The 15,016-nt window shown below is 67.1% G+C and carries 16 protein-coding genes; 11 read left to right on the top strand and 5 right to left on the bottom strand.

What is annotated here, in order from left to right:
• Positions 1-2: 2 nt before the first annotated feature.
• Both VNN10_06950 and VNN10_06945 read right to left on the bottom strand, forming a co-directional pair.
• Entirely contained in the window at positions 3-989 is a 987-nt protein-coding gene (locus tag VNN10_06950; protein ID HXH21749.1) for a dipeptidase, read from the bottom strand.
• 221 nt (positions 990-1,210) lie between these two features.
• The gene (locus VNN10_06945; GenBank protein HXH21748.1) at positions 1,211-2,665 is read right to left on the bottom strand and encodes an MATE family efflux transporter; all 1,455 of its coding nucleotides are present in this window, start codon (positions 2,663-2,665) and stop codon (positions 1,211-1,213) included.
• 207 nt (positions 2,666-2,872) lie between these two features.
• On the opposite strand from VNN10_06945, the gene VNN10_06940 reads away from it, so the two are divergent.
• The 4 genes from VNN10_06940 to VNN10_06925 all read left to right on the top strand — a co-directional run bounded on the left by VNN10_06940 (position 2,873) and on the right by VNN10_06925 (position 6,329).
• Entirely contained in the window at positions 2,873-3,496 is a 624-nt protein-coding gene (locus VNN10_06940) for an NfeD family protein (protein ID HXH21747.1), read from the top strand.
• Positions 3,493-5,076, top strand: a complete 1,584-nt coding sequence (locus tag VNN10_06935; protein ID HXH21746.1) for an SPFH domain-containing protein — start codon at positions 3,493-3,495, stop codon at positions 5,074-5,076. Before VNN10_06940 ends, VNN10_06935 begins: the two co-directional genes overlap by 4 nt.
• A gap of 126 nt (positions 5,077-5,202) precedes the next feature.
• Positions 5,203-5,679: a carbonic anhydrase gene (locus VNN10_06930; GenBank protein ID HXH21745.1), complete on the top strand. Its 477-nt coding sequence runs from the start codon at positions 5,203-5,205 to the stop codon at positions 5,677-5,679.
• Positions 5,676-6,329 carry a hypothetical protein gene (locus VNN10_06925; protein HXH21744.1) on the top strand — a complete coding sequence of 218 codons (654 nt, stop codon included), beginning with the start codon at positions 5,676-5,678 and terminating at the stop codon, positions 6,327-6,329. The genes VNN10_06930 and VNN10_06925 overlap by 4 nt, the downstream gene beginning before the upstream one ends.
• Before the next feature lie 169 nt (positions 6,330-6,498).
• Here the strand turns inward: VNN10_06925 and VNN10_06920 are convergent, their stop codons facing one another.
• A complete protein-coding gene (locus VNN10_06920) occupies positions 6,499-6,798 on the bottom strand; it encodes a GIY-YIG nuclease family protein (GenBank protein HXH21743.1) in 300 nt (99 codons plus the stop codon).
• A gap of 371 nt (positions 6,799-7,169) precedes the next feature.
• Here VNN10_06920 and VNN10_06915 point away from each other — a divergent pair, with 371 nt between their 5' ends.
• The gene (locus tag VNN10_06915) at positions 7,170-7,472 is read left to right on the top strand and encodes a hypothetical protein (GenBank protein HXH21742.1); all 303 of its coding nucleotides are present in this window, start codon (positions 7,170-7,172) and stop codon (positions 7,470-7,472) included.
• Between the two features lie 199 nt (positions 7,473-7,671).
• Here the strand turns inward: VNN10_06915 and VNN10_06910 are convergent, their stop codons facing one another.
• On the bottom strand, positions 7,672-8,589 hold the full coding sequence (locus tag VNN10_06910) for a cyclase family protein (GenBank protein HXH21741.1): 918 nt from the start codon (positions 8,587-8,589) through the stop codon (positions 7,672-7,674).
• Positions 8,590-8,796: 207 nt separating this feature from the next.
• Between VNN10_06910 and VNN10_06905 the strand changes: the two genes are divergently transcribed.
• Positions 8,797-9,453 carry an MBL fold metallo-hydrolase gene (locus VNN10_06905; protein ID HXH21740.1) on the top strand — a complete coding sequence of 219 codons (657 nt, stop codon included), beginning with the start codon at positions 8,797-8,799 and terminating at the stop codon, positions 9,451-9,453.
• A gap of 79 nt (positions 9,454-9,532) precedes the next feature.
• Positions 9,533-9,949, top strand: coding sequence for a tetratricopeptide repeat protein (locus VNN10_06900; GenBank protein ID HXH21739.1), 417 nt, complete (start codon positions 9,533-9,535; stop codon positions 9,947-9,949).
• A gap of 285 nt (positions 9,950-10,234) precedes the next feature.
• Here the strand turns inward: VNN10_06900 and VNN10_06895 are convergent, their stop codons facing one another.
• Positions 10,235-10,474: an Lrp/AsnC family transcriptional regulator gene (locus VNN10_06895; protein ID HXH21738.1), complete on the bottom strand. Its 240-nt coding sequence runs from the start codon at positions 10,472-10,474 to the stop codon at positions 10,235-10,237.
• Between the two features lie 235 nt (positions 10,475-10,709).
• Here VNN10_06895 and VNN10_06890 point away from each other — a divergent pair, with 235 nt between their 5' ends.
• The 4 genes from VNN10_06890 to VNN10_06875 form a co-directional block, all read left to right on the top strand.
• Positions 10,710-11,189, top strand: a complete 480-nt coding sequence (locus tag VNN10_06890; protein HXH21737.1) for a CBS domain-containing protein — start codon at positions 10,710-10,712, stop codon at positions 11,187-11,189.
• Positions 11,186-13,111: a 2-oxoacid:acceptor oxidoreductase subunit alpha gene (locus VNN10_06885; GenBank protein ID HXH21736.1), complete on the top strand. Its 1,926-nt coding sequence runs from the start codon at positions 11,186-11,188 to the stop codon at positions 13,109-13,111. Before VNN10_06890 ends, VNN10_06885 begins: the two co-directional genes overlap by 4 nt.
• Positions 13,112-13,226: 115 nt before the next feature.
• The gene (locus VNN10_06880) at positions 13,227-14,288 is read left to right on the top strand and encodes a 2-oxoacid:ferredoxin oxidoreductase subunit beta (protein ID HXH21735.1); all 1,062 of its coding nucleotides are present in this window, start codon (positions 13,227-13,229) and stop codon (positions 14,286-14,288) included.
• A gap of 545 nt (positions 14,289-14,833) precedes the next feature.
• On the top strand, positions 14,834-15,016 hold a 183-nt coding region (locus tag VNN10_06875; protein ID HXH21734.1), incomplete at its 3' end, for a hypothetical protein.

The raw sequence follows: 15,016 nt of genomic DNA, 5'->3' as shown, positions 1-15,016 counted from the left end.
CCCTACTCCCCCCACACCTCCCGCATCACCCGCAGCCAGTTCCCGTTGCAGATGCGCTCGATGCGGTCGTCCGAGTAGCCGCGCGCCTTCAGCGCCCGCAACACCAGCGGCAGCCCCGTCACGTCCTTTACGCAGGCGGGGACCTGGGTGCCGTCGAAGTCGGTGCCGAAGGAGACGTGCTCGTCCCCCGCAAGGTTCACTACGTAGTCGAAGTGGGCCACGATGACCTCGAGCTCCGTGTCCGTCGCCTCGCGCTGCATGTCGGGGCGCAGGAACATGTTCGAGAAATTGATGCCGATGGTCCCACCCTTCTCGGAGATGGCCCTGATCTGCTCGTCGTCGAGGTTGCGCACGTGCGGCGACAACGCCTTCACGCTCGAGTGCGTCGCCACGACCGGCGACTTCGACTCCTCGATCATGTCCCAGAAGCCAGCCGGGTTGATATGCGACACGTCGAGGATGATCCCAAGGCGGTTGCACTCGCGGACCAGGTCGCGTCCCGCCGCCGTTAGCCCGCCGTCTACCTGCGCGTCGCCGAAACGCACGCCATGGGCGAAGATGTTCGACCGGCTCCATACCGGCGCCAGGCAGCGCAGGCCCGCCTCGTAGAACACCCGCAGTTCCTTCAGGCTGTACGAGATCGGGTCCGCACCTTCGAACATGAATACAGACGCGAAGGCGCCCTCATCGAGCGCCTGCCGCACCTCCGCCGCCGTCCGGCAGACGCGGAACCTCCCGCCGGCGCGGTCCGCGATCCCGAAGACGTCGTTCATCTCCTGCATCGCGTAGTCGACTGCTGCCATCTCCGCCTGCTCGTTCGTCAGGAAGATCGACGTGAAGCAGCCGCCGAGGCCGCCTTTCGCGGCCCGCGGCAGGTCCACATGCCCCGTCTCCGACTCCTCCAGGAAGTCCCGCCCCGGACGTCCCGGCCGCGGCCTGATCGCCGTTATGTAATCAATGTGCCCATCGAACACCGGCGGGAACTCCATCCCTCACCTCCCTCGCAGCACAGACTGCAGAGTGCAGAGTAAAGGCAAAACGGGGCGGCGGGCCGGGGCACGCCCGGCCTTCCGATTCTGTTCTCCGGAATCAACTTCACCGAGAGCCAGACCGCGGCGAGCAGGCGCTATTCACGTGAACTCTGCACTCTGTACTCTGCTCTCGTCTGCCGCGCCGCCCGACCACCGACCACCACTGCCAGTCCCTCCCTCTACAACCTGACCCTCTCCCAGCGGTCGGAGAAGAAGTACGGCACGTAGATAAGCAGCCTCGCCGCCATCGCCGCCACGATCGCCCAGGCGATCCCGTACTGCTCGAGGCCCAGGTCTGGCAGGACGACCGCGAGCGGCTGCTGGATCCCCCAGATCGAGATCAGCGTCACCACCATCGGCACCAGCGTGTCGCCAGCCGTGTTGTAGGACTGCATGAACACCATGCCCATGCCCATCACCAGGTAGCCGATGAGGGCGATCTGCAGCCACTTCACGGCCACGTCCAGCAGCTCCGGGTCGTCGTTGAAGAACGAGAGGAACTCGCGCGGGAAGGCGAACATCAGCCCGCAGGCAATGAAGGTGCTGATGTTTACGTACACCAGGCCCCACAGCACCGACTTCCGCGCCCGGTCGTGCTTCCCCGCGCCCAGGTTCTGCCCCACCATCACGCCCGTCGACTGCCCGATGCCGCCCGCGCCGACGTGCGACAGCATCTCGATGCGCCGCGTGAGCGAGAAGGCCGCGAGCGTCGTCGCCCCGTACGGCGCCACCAGCCCCACCAGCACCAGTTGCGCGAAGGCGCGCTCCGCGGATGTCACCGAAGCAGGCGCGCCCGTCTTGATTAGCCGCCACAGCAGCGGCAAGTCCGGCCGGTAGCCCGCGAACGTCAGGTGCAGGCGGGACGTACCGGTAAACAGCGCCCGGAAGTTCATCACTACTCCTGCGCCCTGGGCGATGGTGTTGGCCACGGCCGTGCCGACCAGGCCCCATTCGGGAAACAGCCACCAGCCGAACACGAACGCCGGGCTCAGCGCCACGTGCAGCACCCGGCTCACCATCGTCGCCTTCATCGGCGTCAACGTGTCTCCCGACGCCTGCAGCGCTGCGCCCGACATCATCCGGAACGCCACCGCCCCGGTGCCGACGAAGTTCCAGCGCATGTAGTCTGCGCCGGCGATGATCACGCTCTCCGGCACGCCGAGCACGCGCAGCAGCGGCTCCGTGAGGAACACACCCACCAGGACCATCAGGAGCGAAAAGGCGCCCGAGAGCGTGAAGGCCTGCAACGCAACGTGGTTTGCCCGCGCGACGTCCCCGGCGCCGATAGCCCGCGAGACCATCGCCCGCATGGCGGTGTCCAGGCCCTGCCGGCCCGTCCGCGCTACCTGCACGTATGTCTGCGCCACGCCCAGTCCGGCAACCGACTCCGCGCCCAACCGCCCCGCCCACACGAGGTCGGCAAGCTGGTCGGTGACGTTGACAACGGACTCAACGACCTGCGGCCACGCCAGGTGTGCCAGGTTCTTCGGTATGCTGCCTTCGGTCAGGTTCCGGTCGACGAACTCGGAGCGGCGCCGCCCCCGCGCCCGCTCCTCCGGCGCTGCCTCCGCTACGGTAATACCATCGGCGCTTGTATCCGCCGTTACTCCTGACCGCAGCCCTTCTGTCGCCAACCCCTGCCTTCGTCGCGTCGTCTACCTTGCCCAAATGTAGCGGTGCTCGCCCCTGCGCAAAACCCCCGGCGCTTCCGGCCATTCCGGGCGCCGCGATCCGGGTGGGCGGAGGGCGAAGAATCTCGCGCGCCTCGGTAGCCACCCGCGGCGCCCACAAGTCCCCTCGTTTTCGGTAAGATCGCTCAGCGTTCGCTGCCGGGGTGCTCCATGAGTGTCGACCAGGCTTTCTTCCTTGCGATAGCCCTGTTCGGGGCGCTCTTTCTCTTCGTCTCCTTCGTCCTCGGCAGCGTTGGCGACTTCTTCGATAGCGTCGGCGACAGCATCGGCGAGCAGCTCGACTTCGGCGGCGGCGACGGCGATGCCACCGCCTCGGCCGAGGCCGGCGCCGGCGACGAGGGCCCCTCCCCCCTCAGCCTGCGCAACCTCATGGCCTTCATGACCGCATACGGCGCCTCCGGCATGATCACCAGCTCTTACGGTTGGTCCACCCTCGCCAGCAGCCTCTTCGCCCTCCTGCCGGGCTTCTCCCTGGCCTTCGTCGCCTACAAGTTCCTGCAGCTCCTGTACGGCCAGCAGTCGAACAGCGTCACCGAGGTCGGCAGCCTGATCGGGCGCACCGGCGTGGTCGAAGTGTCGATCCCGCCCTCCGGCCTCGGGCGAGTCACTGTCGGCGCCGCCGGCGGCGCCAACACGTTCATCGCCCGCGCCGAAGGCGGCGCGCACATCCCGGCCGGCGAGCGAGTGGTGATCAGGGCCGTGCTCGGGTCGGACCTGGTGGTTGCGAGGACGCCCGAAGTCATCGCCGAGGCGGCGAAGGAGGTACAGCAGTGACCGGAATTTACGTTGCCTTTGGCGTAAGCCTCCTCGTCCTCGTCGTCTTCCTCATCATCGCCACGGTCAGCCGCCGCTACGTCAAGGTGCCGCCAAACGTGGTCGCCGTCATCTCCGGCCGCAAGCGCCGCATCATCGGCCCCGATGGCACCCAGCAGACCGTCGGCTTCCGGGTCGTCCGCGGCGGCGCCACTATCGTCTGGCCCGTCATCGAGCGCCTCGACTTCATGTCACTCGAGGCCATGAACCTCCTCATCGAGGTCCGCAAGGCAATCACCCGCGAGGGCGTGCCCGTGAACGTCGATGCCGTCGCCAACGTCCGCATCGGCTCCGACGACGCCTCCATCATGGCCGCCGCGGAGCGCTTCCTCACCTTCCGGGTCGAGGACATCCGCAGCATCGTCCTCAAGACGCTCGAGGGCCAGCTACGCGCCGTCCTCGCGGTCCTCACTATCGAACGAGCCAACGACAGCCGTGAGGAATTCCAGCAGTCGATCACTACCGCAGCCTCGGCCGACCTGGCCAAGATGGGCATCCAAATCGACAACATCGTCATTCAGGCCATCTGGGACGATGTCGGCTACCTCGAAGCCCTGGGCAAGAAACGCACCGCCGAAGTCAAGCGCGACGCCGAGGTCGGCGCCGCCCAGGCCCAGCGCGAGCAGACCGAGAAAGTCGCCGCCGCGGAGCTTGCCGCCGCGCAGGCCCGCGCCCTGGCCGACCAGCAAATCGCCGCCGCCGAGAAGGCCCGCGACGTCGCCAAGGCCGAGTATCAGGCCGAAGTCGAAGCAGCCGCCGCGAAGGCGTCCCAGGCCGGCCCTCTCGCCCAGGCCACGGCGATGCGCCAGGTACGCGTCGCGGAGGTCGAGGTGGAGAAGGCCGAGACCGAAGCCCGCATCGGCGTCGAGGAGAAGCGCATCGAACAGGCGCGCAAGGCCGCCGAGGCCGACGTTGTCGTGCCCGCCATGGCGCGCCGCGAGGCTACCGTGGCCGAAGCGGAAGGCCGGAGGGAAGCGCTGATCGCCGAAGGCAGCGGTGAATCATCGAAGCGAAAGTCTCTCGCCGAGGCGCGCCAGGCGGAGCTCACCGCGGAGGCCACGGGCCGCCAGGCGAACCTCCTCGCCGAGGCCGAAGGCGAGCGCGCAAAGCTCCTCGCTCAGGCCGAAGGTGAGCGCGCCCGCCTGCTCGCCGAGGCCGAGGGCAAGGAAAAGCTGGCCCACGCCCTGAACGCCATGAACGAGGCCGCACAGCTCCTCCAGATCCTCCCCACGATCATGGAGGCCGTACCCGAGGTCGCCGACCGCATCACCCGCCACCTCGCCGAAATCGACAAGGTGACCATCCTCGATATGGCCAGCGGCAACGGCGCCGGCGGCATGGGACGCTTCCTCAGCTCCGCCACGGCCGCCGTCAAACAGACCTTCGAGGTCGTTCGCGAGACCACTGGCATCGACATCGAGAGCGCATCGCGCCGCGTCGTCGACAACCTCGGCCTCTCGAACGCCCGCGCCGCCGGGCCCGCCGGCAACGGCGCCCCTCCCTTGCCCCAGAAGCCCGCCCCGGACGAGACAGAGGCGTGAACGCCCCGGCCCTGCGCAGGTCCTGCCCGGCATCGAAACGCGCCCGTTCGCAGGCCGTGAGTCCGGCCGGGCTGCCGCCAGTCAGCCGAATGCCTTGCTGACGCTAACGAGAGAAAGGAGGCCCGCGTGACTACCAGCCCGGGCGCCCTGTACCGCTCCGCCGCCCGCCTTGGGCCGGAGAAGACAGACGCCCTCGTGCTCATGTGCTCCGACCGCCGCTATCGAGCCCCTTCGGAGGACTTCCTCCAGGCCCATCTCGGCCTGCACAACTACGACATCGTCGCCGTGCCCGGCGGGGCCTACATCCTCTCCTTCGCCGAAGCCCTGCCCAAGAACCTCAAGGTCGGCATGCGCATGCTCAAGTTCCTCATGGACAACCACCTGCCGCCGCGCATCGTCCTCATCGCCCATCAGGACTGCGCCCGGTACCAGCAGGGCTTCATCTCCTGGCTGCGTAAGCCAGGCTTCTCCCTCGAGCAGCAGCAGAAGCGCGACCTACGCGAGGTCGGGGCGGAGCTCCGTCAGGCCTTCGAGTGGGCTGGCATCGAAGCCTACTTTGCCCGTCAGGTCGAAGGCGACTCGGTGGAGTTCGAGGCTGTGTGATGCTCGCCTGGATGCTGCGCAACCCTCACCGCGCCGCGATACTGGCCGGGATACTCGTTGCGCTCCTCTTCGGCTGGGCCTCCTTCCCGCGAGAGAAGACCATCGAGAAGACTCTGACCGATTGGGCGCCGCAGAACCTCGTGCCGGCCGGCCCGCTGCGGAACGAGCTCGCCGGCGCGCTCGCCGCCGTGCGCGGCGGCAACCAGGCCGCCGCCTCGGTCGTCTCACCGGACGAGTTCAAGAAGCTGCAACTCCAGGCAACCTACGTCGAGACGGCCCCTGGCGCTGGCCGCGATGACTTCGTCATCACCTACGTCGGCCGCGACGCCGCCGGCCGGACCTACGTCGCCGACCGCAAGGTCCCCGCCGCCGCCGGCATCGACCCGCGCCGTTGGCTGTACAGGGCCGCGGAGTCGGAAATCGACCAGTTCAGCAACATCCTCCGCCTCACCTTCGAGCGCGACCTTTCGGGGCTGATCGGCCTGCTCCTCATGAACCTCATCGTCGGGGCCTTCTACGGCGTCGTCGTGGGGCTGATCCTTTCGGTGCTGGGCATGGAGAGTATCGACAAGACCTACAGGCCGAAGTCCATCCCTGCGCCAACGCAGCCTTCCCTGCCGCTGGAGCCTCGCGGCATCTTCCGCGCCTGACCTGCCCGCCCCCGCGCGTCATTGCGAGGGCGCCAGCGCGAAGCAAACCTTGAGAACCTTAGTCCTCCGCCCCCGCCCCGCGCGTCATTGCGAGGAGGCCCGCCCGAAGCAACACGCCGCCCCGCGCGTCATTGCGAGGGCGCCAGCCCGAAGCAACCCTTGAGACCCCTCAGTCCTCAAGCTCCCAGTACAGATCCCGCCACGCCGGATTAGCCCTCTCGATCAGCTCTACCTTGCGCCGCCGCGGTCCGGCCTTGATCTGCTTCTCGCGCTCGATCGCCGCCCTCATGTCCCCAAACGCCTCGACGTAAACAAGCTTCCAAACGTTGTACCGGCTGGTGAATGAAGTGGGATAAGCCTTCTCGCGGTGCTTTCTGATCCGGTCTCGCAGGTTCGAAGTTACTCCCGTGTACAGCACGCTATTCGTGAGGTTCGTGAGAAAGTAGACATAGCAGGACATCTCGCGCATCGGGCGCACGCCTCGTCAAAGGTTGCTTCGGCCTCCGGCCTCGCAATGACGCCATAGTACACCTGTTCTAGGAGCGCCTCAAGTTAGCCAGCCTCACCAGCGTCATTGCGAGGGCGCCAGCCCGAAGCAAACCTTGACATCCCTCGTCTCTCCGTCACGCCATGCGCGCACGCCTCCCCAAAGGTTGCTTCGTCCTCCGGCCTCGCAATGACGCAAGGGTGCACATGTTCTAGGAGCGCCTCAAGTTAGCCAGCCTCACCAGCGTCATTGCGAGGGCGCCATCCCGAAGCAACCCTCAACGATCTGCATCACGCTCGACAAGCTTTGACAGGTACCACATATCCGCAGCGTGACGTCTAGAATCGATCACCATGCCGGACCGCGACGACGTAGCCCGCGCCATCGCCTTCTTCGAGACCTGTGACGACGTTGCCCTCCTGCGCAAGGCCCTGGTGGACATCGCCCCCAGGGCCCGGCGGCTGGTCGTCCGCTACCTCGGCCACGGCGGCGAGGACGCAGTCCCGGCCCCCGCGGACGTGCCCCACACCCCCATCGCCGCCGCCCGCGAAGACGCCCTCCGCACCCTCATGACCACGAACGACCTCGCCCTGCTCCAGGCCATGACGCGCGCCATCGGCCGTCGCGTCGAGGAGCTCCAGCCGCCGAGCGCGTGACCGGCCGGCGGACACTCAACCCACGCTCCCCACCATCGTCATTGCGAGGGCGCCAGCCCGAAGCAAGCCTTGACCCCCCTCGTCTCCCCGTTCGCGCCATCCGCCCACGCCTCCCCACAAGTTGCTTCGGCCTCCGGCCTCGCAATGACGCAAGGAGGCCGGGGCGCACCCAAGGACCCGTCCCCCAGGGTGGCGAGCCTTAGAACAGCGCGATCGGGTTGACGGGCGAAGCTGTGCCCTTCAGTAGCTTCAACGGCGCCAGCGTGAGCATGAACTCGTAGCGGTCCAGGCGGTCGCACGTCGCCGCCAGTTCGTCCAGCCCCATGTTGTCGATGAGGTGCACGCCCATCGCCGGGATGGCGATCATGTGGATCGGCAGGCCCATGCCGCCCTCCATGCCGGAGGGCGTGACGTCGCTCACGCCGTCGCAGCCGAGCACGGCGACCCCGCGCTGATGCAGCCACGGCAGGGTCGAGGCGTGCAGCCCGGCGAGGCCCTGCGCCGGGCCCAGCTTCTCCCGCCGCTGGTGACGGCCGGTCCGTATGAGGAGGATGTCCCCTTCCTCGACGCGCGTGTGCATCTTCGTCTCCGCCAGCTCCAGGTCCTCTACGTAGATCGCCTCGCCCGGTTCGAGCCACTCTTTGCCCAGCGCCGTCGGGATATCGAGCAGCACGCCGCGACTCACCACCCCGTCCTTCCCCGCCTCGATCGAGTTCGCCAGCGCCCCCGCCGAGGTCACCATCGACGCCGGCCGCCCGTTGTACATCTGGCCGCGATAGAAGATGTGGCAGAGCGCGTCCAAATGAGTGTGCGCCATGCCGTGGGAGGCAATGGCAAAGTAGTCGGACGAAGAAGTCGCCCTTTCGATGTCGCCCGCCCCCACCATCAGATGCACCACCGGTCGCGGGTTCTCCCCGCTGCCCGTCGTGTTCAGGGGGAGGGCGCAGCTCACCGTGATGCCATCGATCACCAGCTCGGCCGCCTGCAGCCGCTTGGCCGGCGTTATCAGGTTCAGCGCCCCCAGCTGATCGTCCTCGCCCCAGCGGCCCCAATTGCTGACCTTCTGGAACAGGGCATCTACCTCATCGCGGCTAATGGGCTTCGCAGGTCCGGACATGAACACCCCCTCGGCTGCGGCGGGGCAAAGGCACCCCAGAATATCAGCACGCAACCCGGCGCCCGTCAACGGACGCCAACGTCCGGCCCAACGGCCGCTGCCATCTGGTCCGCCGGGAGCCGCCGGCCTCAGGCAACGGCGCGCCAGGCCTCCCCGGCGCGCCCGCACCCAGTGCGCTCCGACGCCTGCAATCGTTACTCTTAGCGCATGAGCGAAGAGACCGGGCCAGCAAAAGCATCCTCCGTCCGCCAGATGCAGGTCGGGCCGATGGCGAACTTCGTCTATCTCATCGGTTGCGAGCGCACGAAGGAGGCCGCCATCGTCGACCCCGCCTGGGACGCGCGGGCGATCGCCGCGGCGGCCGAGCGCGCTGGCTACAAGATCACGAAGATTTTCGCCACGCACTCGCACTTCGACCACGTCAACGCGGCCGCCGAGCTCCAGCAGCTCACGGGAGCCAGCCTCTACGCCAACGAGAACGAGCTGCCTCTGCTCCAGCGCGCCGCCTCCGGCTGGAAGGGCACGAAGGACAACGAGGTCGTGATGGTCGGGGAGGTGCCGGTCACCTGCCTCCACACGCCCGGCCACACCCCCGGCTCGCAGTGCCTGCTCGTAGAGGGGCGCGTCATCACCGGGGACACGCTCTTCGTCGGAAACATCGGCCGCTGCGACCTCCCGGGCAGCAGCCCTGAAGCCCTCTACCACAGCCTCATGCGCCTGAAGGCGCTGCCGCCGGAGACCATTGTCCTCCCCGGCCACCACTACGGCGACAAGCCCAGCTCGACCATCGCCGAGCAGGCCGAGCGCAACATGTACCTGCGCATACCCTCCGCCGAAGCCTTCCTCCACCTCATGGGCCTGTGAGCAGCCGTCAGTCTTCAGCGGTCGGGCCCCGCCCTGGCCTCCCATCTCCGGAAACGGAGAGGGGCGAGGAGGGTCAGGTTTGACCGCCCGCGACCACCTCCAGCGCGCTCAGCAGCTGCACGGCGACGGCCGCATCGATGAGGCCATCGCCGAGGCCCGCGAGGCCCTGAGGCTGGACCCCGCGCTGGCCGAGGCGTGGATGTACCTCGGCACGACGCTCATCACCCGCCGCCTGCGCTTCCAGGAGGGCCTCGCCGCGCTCGAAAGGGCCGGCGAACTGGCGCCGGACGACCCCGGCGTCCAGTACAGCCTTGGCTGGTGCTACGAGTTCGTCGCCTACCGGCTCTCCAAACAGGCCGCCAAGCCCTATCGCGACCCCTACGAGCTCTGGGACATGGCCGCCGCCCACCTGCGCCGCGTAATCGAGATCGGCACCGACCAGGGCCTCAGCGAGGACGCCGCCGACCTCCTTGCCTCCATCGAGGCCAGGTATTAGGTCAGCAGGTCAGCGCTTCAGCAGTTCAGCACTTCGGTCAGCAGGTCAGCGCTTCAGCAGTTCAGCACTTCAGGGACAATGCGCGTGGCCCGCCGCCGGTCTCCCTGAGAGGCTGACCAGCTGAAATGTTGAAGTCCCGACAGCAGGTCAGCACTTCAGCAGCTCAGCACTTCAGGTCAGGACTGAACTGGTCGCGCGCGCCCCTGACATGCTGACCCGCTGAAATGCTGAAGTCCTGACTACCTACCCGCTGAAATGCTGACCAGCCGACCCGCTGTTCCCCCCTCAGCTCTCCGGGAACGAAACCAGCGACGTCGTGCTCTGGATGCCGGGGATGGCGCGGATCTTCGTGCTCAGGATCGGCGGCACATCGACCAGCTGCGGCACGTCGATCTCGGCGACGATGTCGTAGGGACCCATGACCTCGTGCAGCTCCACCAGGCCCTCGATCTGCTTCAAGGCGTCGAAGACGCTCTTCGTTGCGCCCGGGTCCGTGACGATGAGGACGTAGGCTTTGACCGCCATGGCGTGCTCCTTTCGTACTGGGCGCGGCTCGAGGCGGCCCGCGTACGCGAAATCTAAACCCGCCGTTCCGGCCCGGTCAACGAGCCATTGTTACCATCATGTGAATACCTTTCATGAGCCAAGATCATGGATGGGACGCTATTCATGAGCGTCCCGCCGTCGATCCTTGATGTAGAATTGACTTTGCCCGGAAAAAAGGGCGCCCGGAGCCACCGGGGCCCCAAGAAGTGGGACGTTGGCAGCAGAAGCTAACACGGTCAGAGGCACATTCCAGACCGACCCCATCAGCGCGTTAGGCCTGCAGTCCCCCGTTTCCATCGCGAGCTCCGCCACCGTAGGCCAGGCACTGGCCGCCGTCCAGAAGGAAGGCCAGGGCTACGTCCTCGTCCTCGACAACGGCAAGCCCGTCGGCATCATGTCCGAACGCGAAGTCGTCATGCGCATCGTCGCCCGCGACGTCAAGTACGACGCCAACGTCATGGAGTACGTCTCCCCCGTCACGCGCACGCTCACCAACCGCAACACCATCGCCGAGGCCATCGCGCTCATGCAGGAAAGCATCGACAACATCCCAGTCGTCGACGACACCGGCCGCGCCGTGGCCTGCGTCCGTCAGCTCGACATCATTCGCTTCCTGGCGGAGGCCTTCCCGGAGCAGGTCCTGAACCTGCCGCCCCGGCCTCACCAGGCAATGCCCAGACCGGAGGGTGGATAGTGGCAACACGCACTGAAGAGCAGGCGCGCGGCGAAGTCATCGACATCGACCGCGTAACGATCCGTTTCGCCGGCGACTCCGGCGATGGCATGCAGCTCACAGGGACGCAGTTCACGAAGACCTCCGCCGTCTTCGGCAACGACATCAGCACCGTCCCCGACATCCCCGCCGAAATCCGCGCCCCGCAGGGCTCCCTCCCCGGCGTCAGCGCCTTCCAGGTGAGCTTCTCCAGCTACGACATCTACACCCCGGGCGACATCCCCGACGTGCTCGTCGCGATGAACCCGGCGGCCCTCAAGGTGCACCTGCCGGACCTCCCCAAGGGCGGCGTCATCGTCCTCAACGAGGACGAGTTCACGCCCACCAACCTCAAGAAGGCCAACTACACCTCGAACCCGCTCGAGGACGGCAGCCTCCAGGCCTATCGCGTCTACCGCGTGCCGATCGGCACGCTCAACGCGCGCGCCCTGCGCGACACGGGCCTCAGCGCCCAGGAGATCGACAGGTCCAAGAACATGTTCGCCCTCGGGCTCATGTTCTGGATGTACAGCCGCCCCCTCGACACCACCCTCAAGTACATCGACGAGCGCTTCGGCCGCCGTAACCCCGCCATCGCCGACGCGAACAAGAAGTCCCTCCTCGCCGGCTATCACTACGGCGAGACGACGGAGATGTTCGCCACCCACTACCACGTCCCGAAAGCCAAGCTCGCCCCGGGCCTCTACCGCAACATCACCGGCAACGAGGCCACGGCCCTCGGCTTCCTCACCGCTTCGAAGCTCGCCGGCCGGCCGCTCTTCTACGGCAGCTACCCGATCACGCCCGCCAGCGACATCCTCCACGAGCTTGCGGCCATGAAGCGCTTCGGCGTCATGACCTTCCAGGCCGAGGACGAGATCGCCGCCATCGGCTCCGCCATCGGCGCCTCCTTCGGCGGCGCGCTCGGCATGACCGGCACCTCCGGCCCCGGCATCGCCCTCAAGAGCGAGGCCATCGGCCTCGCGGTCATGGTCGAACTGCCGGTCGTCATCATCGATGTCCAACGCGTCGGGCCCAGCACCGGCATCCCCACCAAGACCGAGCAGGGGGACCTTCTGCAGTGTATGTTCGGGCGCAACGGCGAATCGCCGGTGGCCATTGTCGCGCCGGCGACCTCGGCCGACTGCTTCAACATGGCCATCGAAGCCTGGCGCATCGCCATCAAGTACCGCACGCCCGTCATCTTCCTCAGCGACCTCTACCTCGGCGTCGGCTCCGAGCCCTGGCTCATCCCCGACATCGACAGTCTGCCGAAGATCGAGCCTAACTTCGCCACCGACCCCGAGACCTACCAGCCCTACGCCCGCGACCCCGCGACGCTGGCCCCGCCCTGGGCCGTCCCCGGCACCCCGGGCCTCGAGCACCGCATCGGCGGGCTCGAAAAGCAGAACATCACCGGTAACGTCAACTACGAGCCAGAGAACCACCACCTCATGGTCTCCCTGCGCGCCGAGAAGATCGCCCGCATCGCCAACGACATCCCGGACGTGGAAGTGCACGTCGGCGAGCCCAGCGGCGACCTCCTGGTCCTCGGCTGGGGCAGCACCTACGGCGTGATCACCACGGCGGTGCAGCGGGCGCAGGCCAAGGGCCTGAAAGTGTCGGCCGCGCACCTGCGCCACCTCAACCCATTCCCCAAGAACCTGGGCGACGTGCTCAAGTCCTTCAAGAAGGTGCTAATCCCGGAGAACAACCTTGGCCAGTTGCAGCTGCTCATCCGCGGCCGCTACCTGGTCGACGCCCTCGGCCTCCACCGCGTCACCGGCCGCCCGTTCACCATCAGCGAGGTCGAGAACGAGATCTACCGCATCCTGGGGCGCGAAGACCTCCAGGTCTCGCCCAACGGCAGGGGCCCGGCAGCCGCCGCCGCGGGAGCCGCCTGATGGCGCAACGAATGCACACACCGAATGCAGGGGCGGCCTTCAGGCCGCCTGCCGGGCGGGGAGGGGCGGCGCCCCTGACGCCGCGCAGCGAAGCAACCCACACAGGGAGTGACACATGGTAGCCACCAACGAACGCAGCGAATCCGGCCGCCTCGCCGCCCAGACCGGCGCGGTCAAAGTCCTCACCCGCAAGGACTTCGTCTCCGACCAGGAAGTGCGCTGGTGCCCAGGCTGCGGCGACTACTCCATCCTCGCCCAGACCCAGCGCGTCATGCCCGAGCTCGGCATCCCGCGCGAGAACATCGTGTTCATCTCCGGCATCGGCTGCTCCAGCCGCCTGCCCTACTACATGAACACCTACGGCTTCCACTCCATCCACGGCCGCGCCCCCACCATCGCCACCGGCCTCAAGTCCACCCGCCCCGACCTCAGCGTCTGGGTCGTCACCGGCGACGGCGACGCCTTGAGCATCGGCGGCAACCACTTCCTGCATGTCATGCGCCGCAACGTGGACCTCCAGGTCATCCTCCACAACAACGAGGTCTACGGCCTCACCAAGGGCCAGTACTCGCCCACCTCACCCTTCGGCACCGTCAAGAAGTCGACCCCCTACGGCAGCATCGACTGGCCCATGAAGCCAATCGCCGTCGCCCTCGGCGCCGAGGCCACCTTCGTAGCCCGCTCGCTCGACACCGACCCGCACCACCTCGCCGAGACCCTGGAGCGCGCCGCAAAGCACAAGGGCACCTCCTTCGTCGAGGTCTACCAGAACTGCAACATCTACAACGACGGCGCCTTCGACGACTTCTCCGCCCGCGACGTCCGCGCCGACCGCATGCTCTACCTCAAGCACGGCGAGCCAATGATCTTCGGCAAGAACCAGGACAAGGGCATCCGCCTCAACGGCCTCAAGCCCGAAGTAGTCACGCTCGGTAACGGCATCACCGAGAAGGACCTCCTGGTCCACGACGAGACGATCGAGGACCCCACGATCGCCTTCCTCCTCAGCCGCATGGACTACCCCGACTACCCCGTGCCCGTCGGCGTCTTCCGCGCCGTCCAGCGCCCGACCTACGACGAGCTCCTGCAAAAGCAGATCGAAGACGTCCGCAAGGCAGAAGGCGAAGGCGACATCGCCGCCCTCCTCCGCCAGGGCGACATCTGGACGGTGGAGTAGGCGCCGACTAGGCAATCGCGCGATGGCGCCGCCGGTGAGGAGCGTCATTGCGAGGCCAGAGGCGGAAGCAACCTTTGGCGAAGCGCGCGCGGATGGCGCGACCGGGGAGATGAGGGGTCTCACGGTTTGCTTCGGGCTGACGCCCTCGCAATGACGCCTGGTGGTGAGGAGCGTCATTGCGAGGCCAGAGGCGGAAGCAACCTTTGGCGAAGCGCGCGCGGATGGCGCCACCGGGGAGATGAGGGTCTCAAGGTTTGCTTCGGGCTGGCGCCCTCGCAGTGACGGTGGTGGTGAGGAGCGTCATTGCGAGGCCGGAGGCCGAAGCAACCTTTGACGAGGCGTCCATGGAAAGCCATCCTCTGCTCGCCTCTCCGCCGGTCGAAAACGCACAAAATCCGCGCTAATCCGTGCTAATCCGTGGCCAATCTCTCGGCTGGCCAGGAATGCCCCAACCTGCACAATGCCAGCAAACCCGCGGCCACCGCCGGCCGGTGTAGACTTGGAATCGCTGACGCCTGAATGCCGGAGTCTGTGGAGGTCCCGACATGAAGTGCCCTGACTGCAAATTCGAAAACATACAGGGGGCCGAGATCTGCGACAACTGCGGGCGCGACCTCGCCGGCCTCGACATCCCGGGCGCCGTGCTCGACCCCGGTGTCAGCTTCGTCTACGAGGAGCTTTCGAAGCTGCCGCGCAAGCCTCCGCTCAAGGTCAGCGTCACCGACCCC

The sequence above is a fragment of the Dehalococcoidia bacterium genome, from assembly GCA_035574915.1.
Lineage (GTDB): Bacteria > Chloroflexota > Dehalococcoidia > DSTF01 > WHTK01 > DATLYJ01.
Note: the sequence above shows the minus strand (reverse complement) of the source record. Positions and strands in the feature narration are given on the sequence as shown.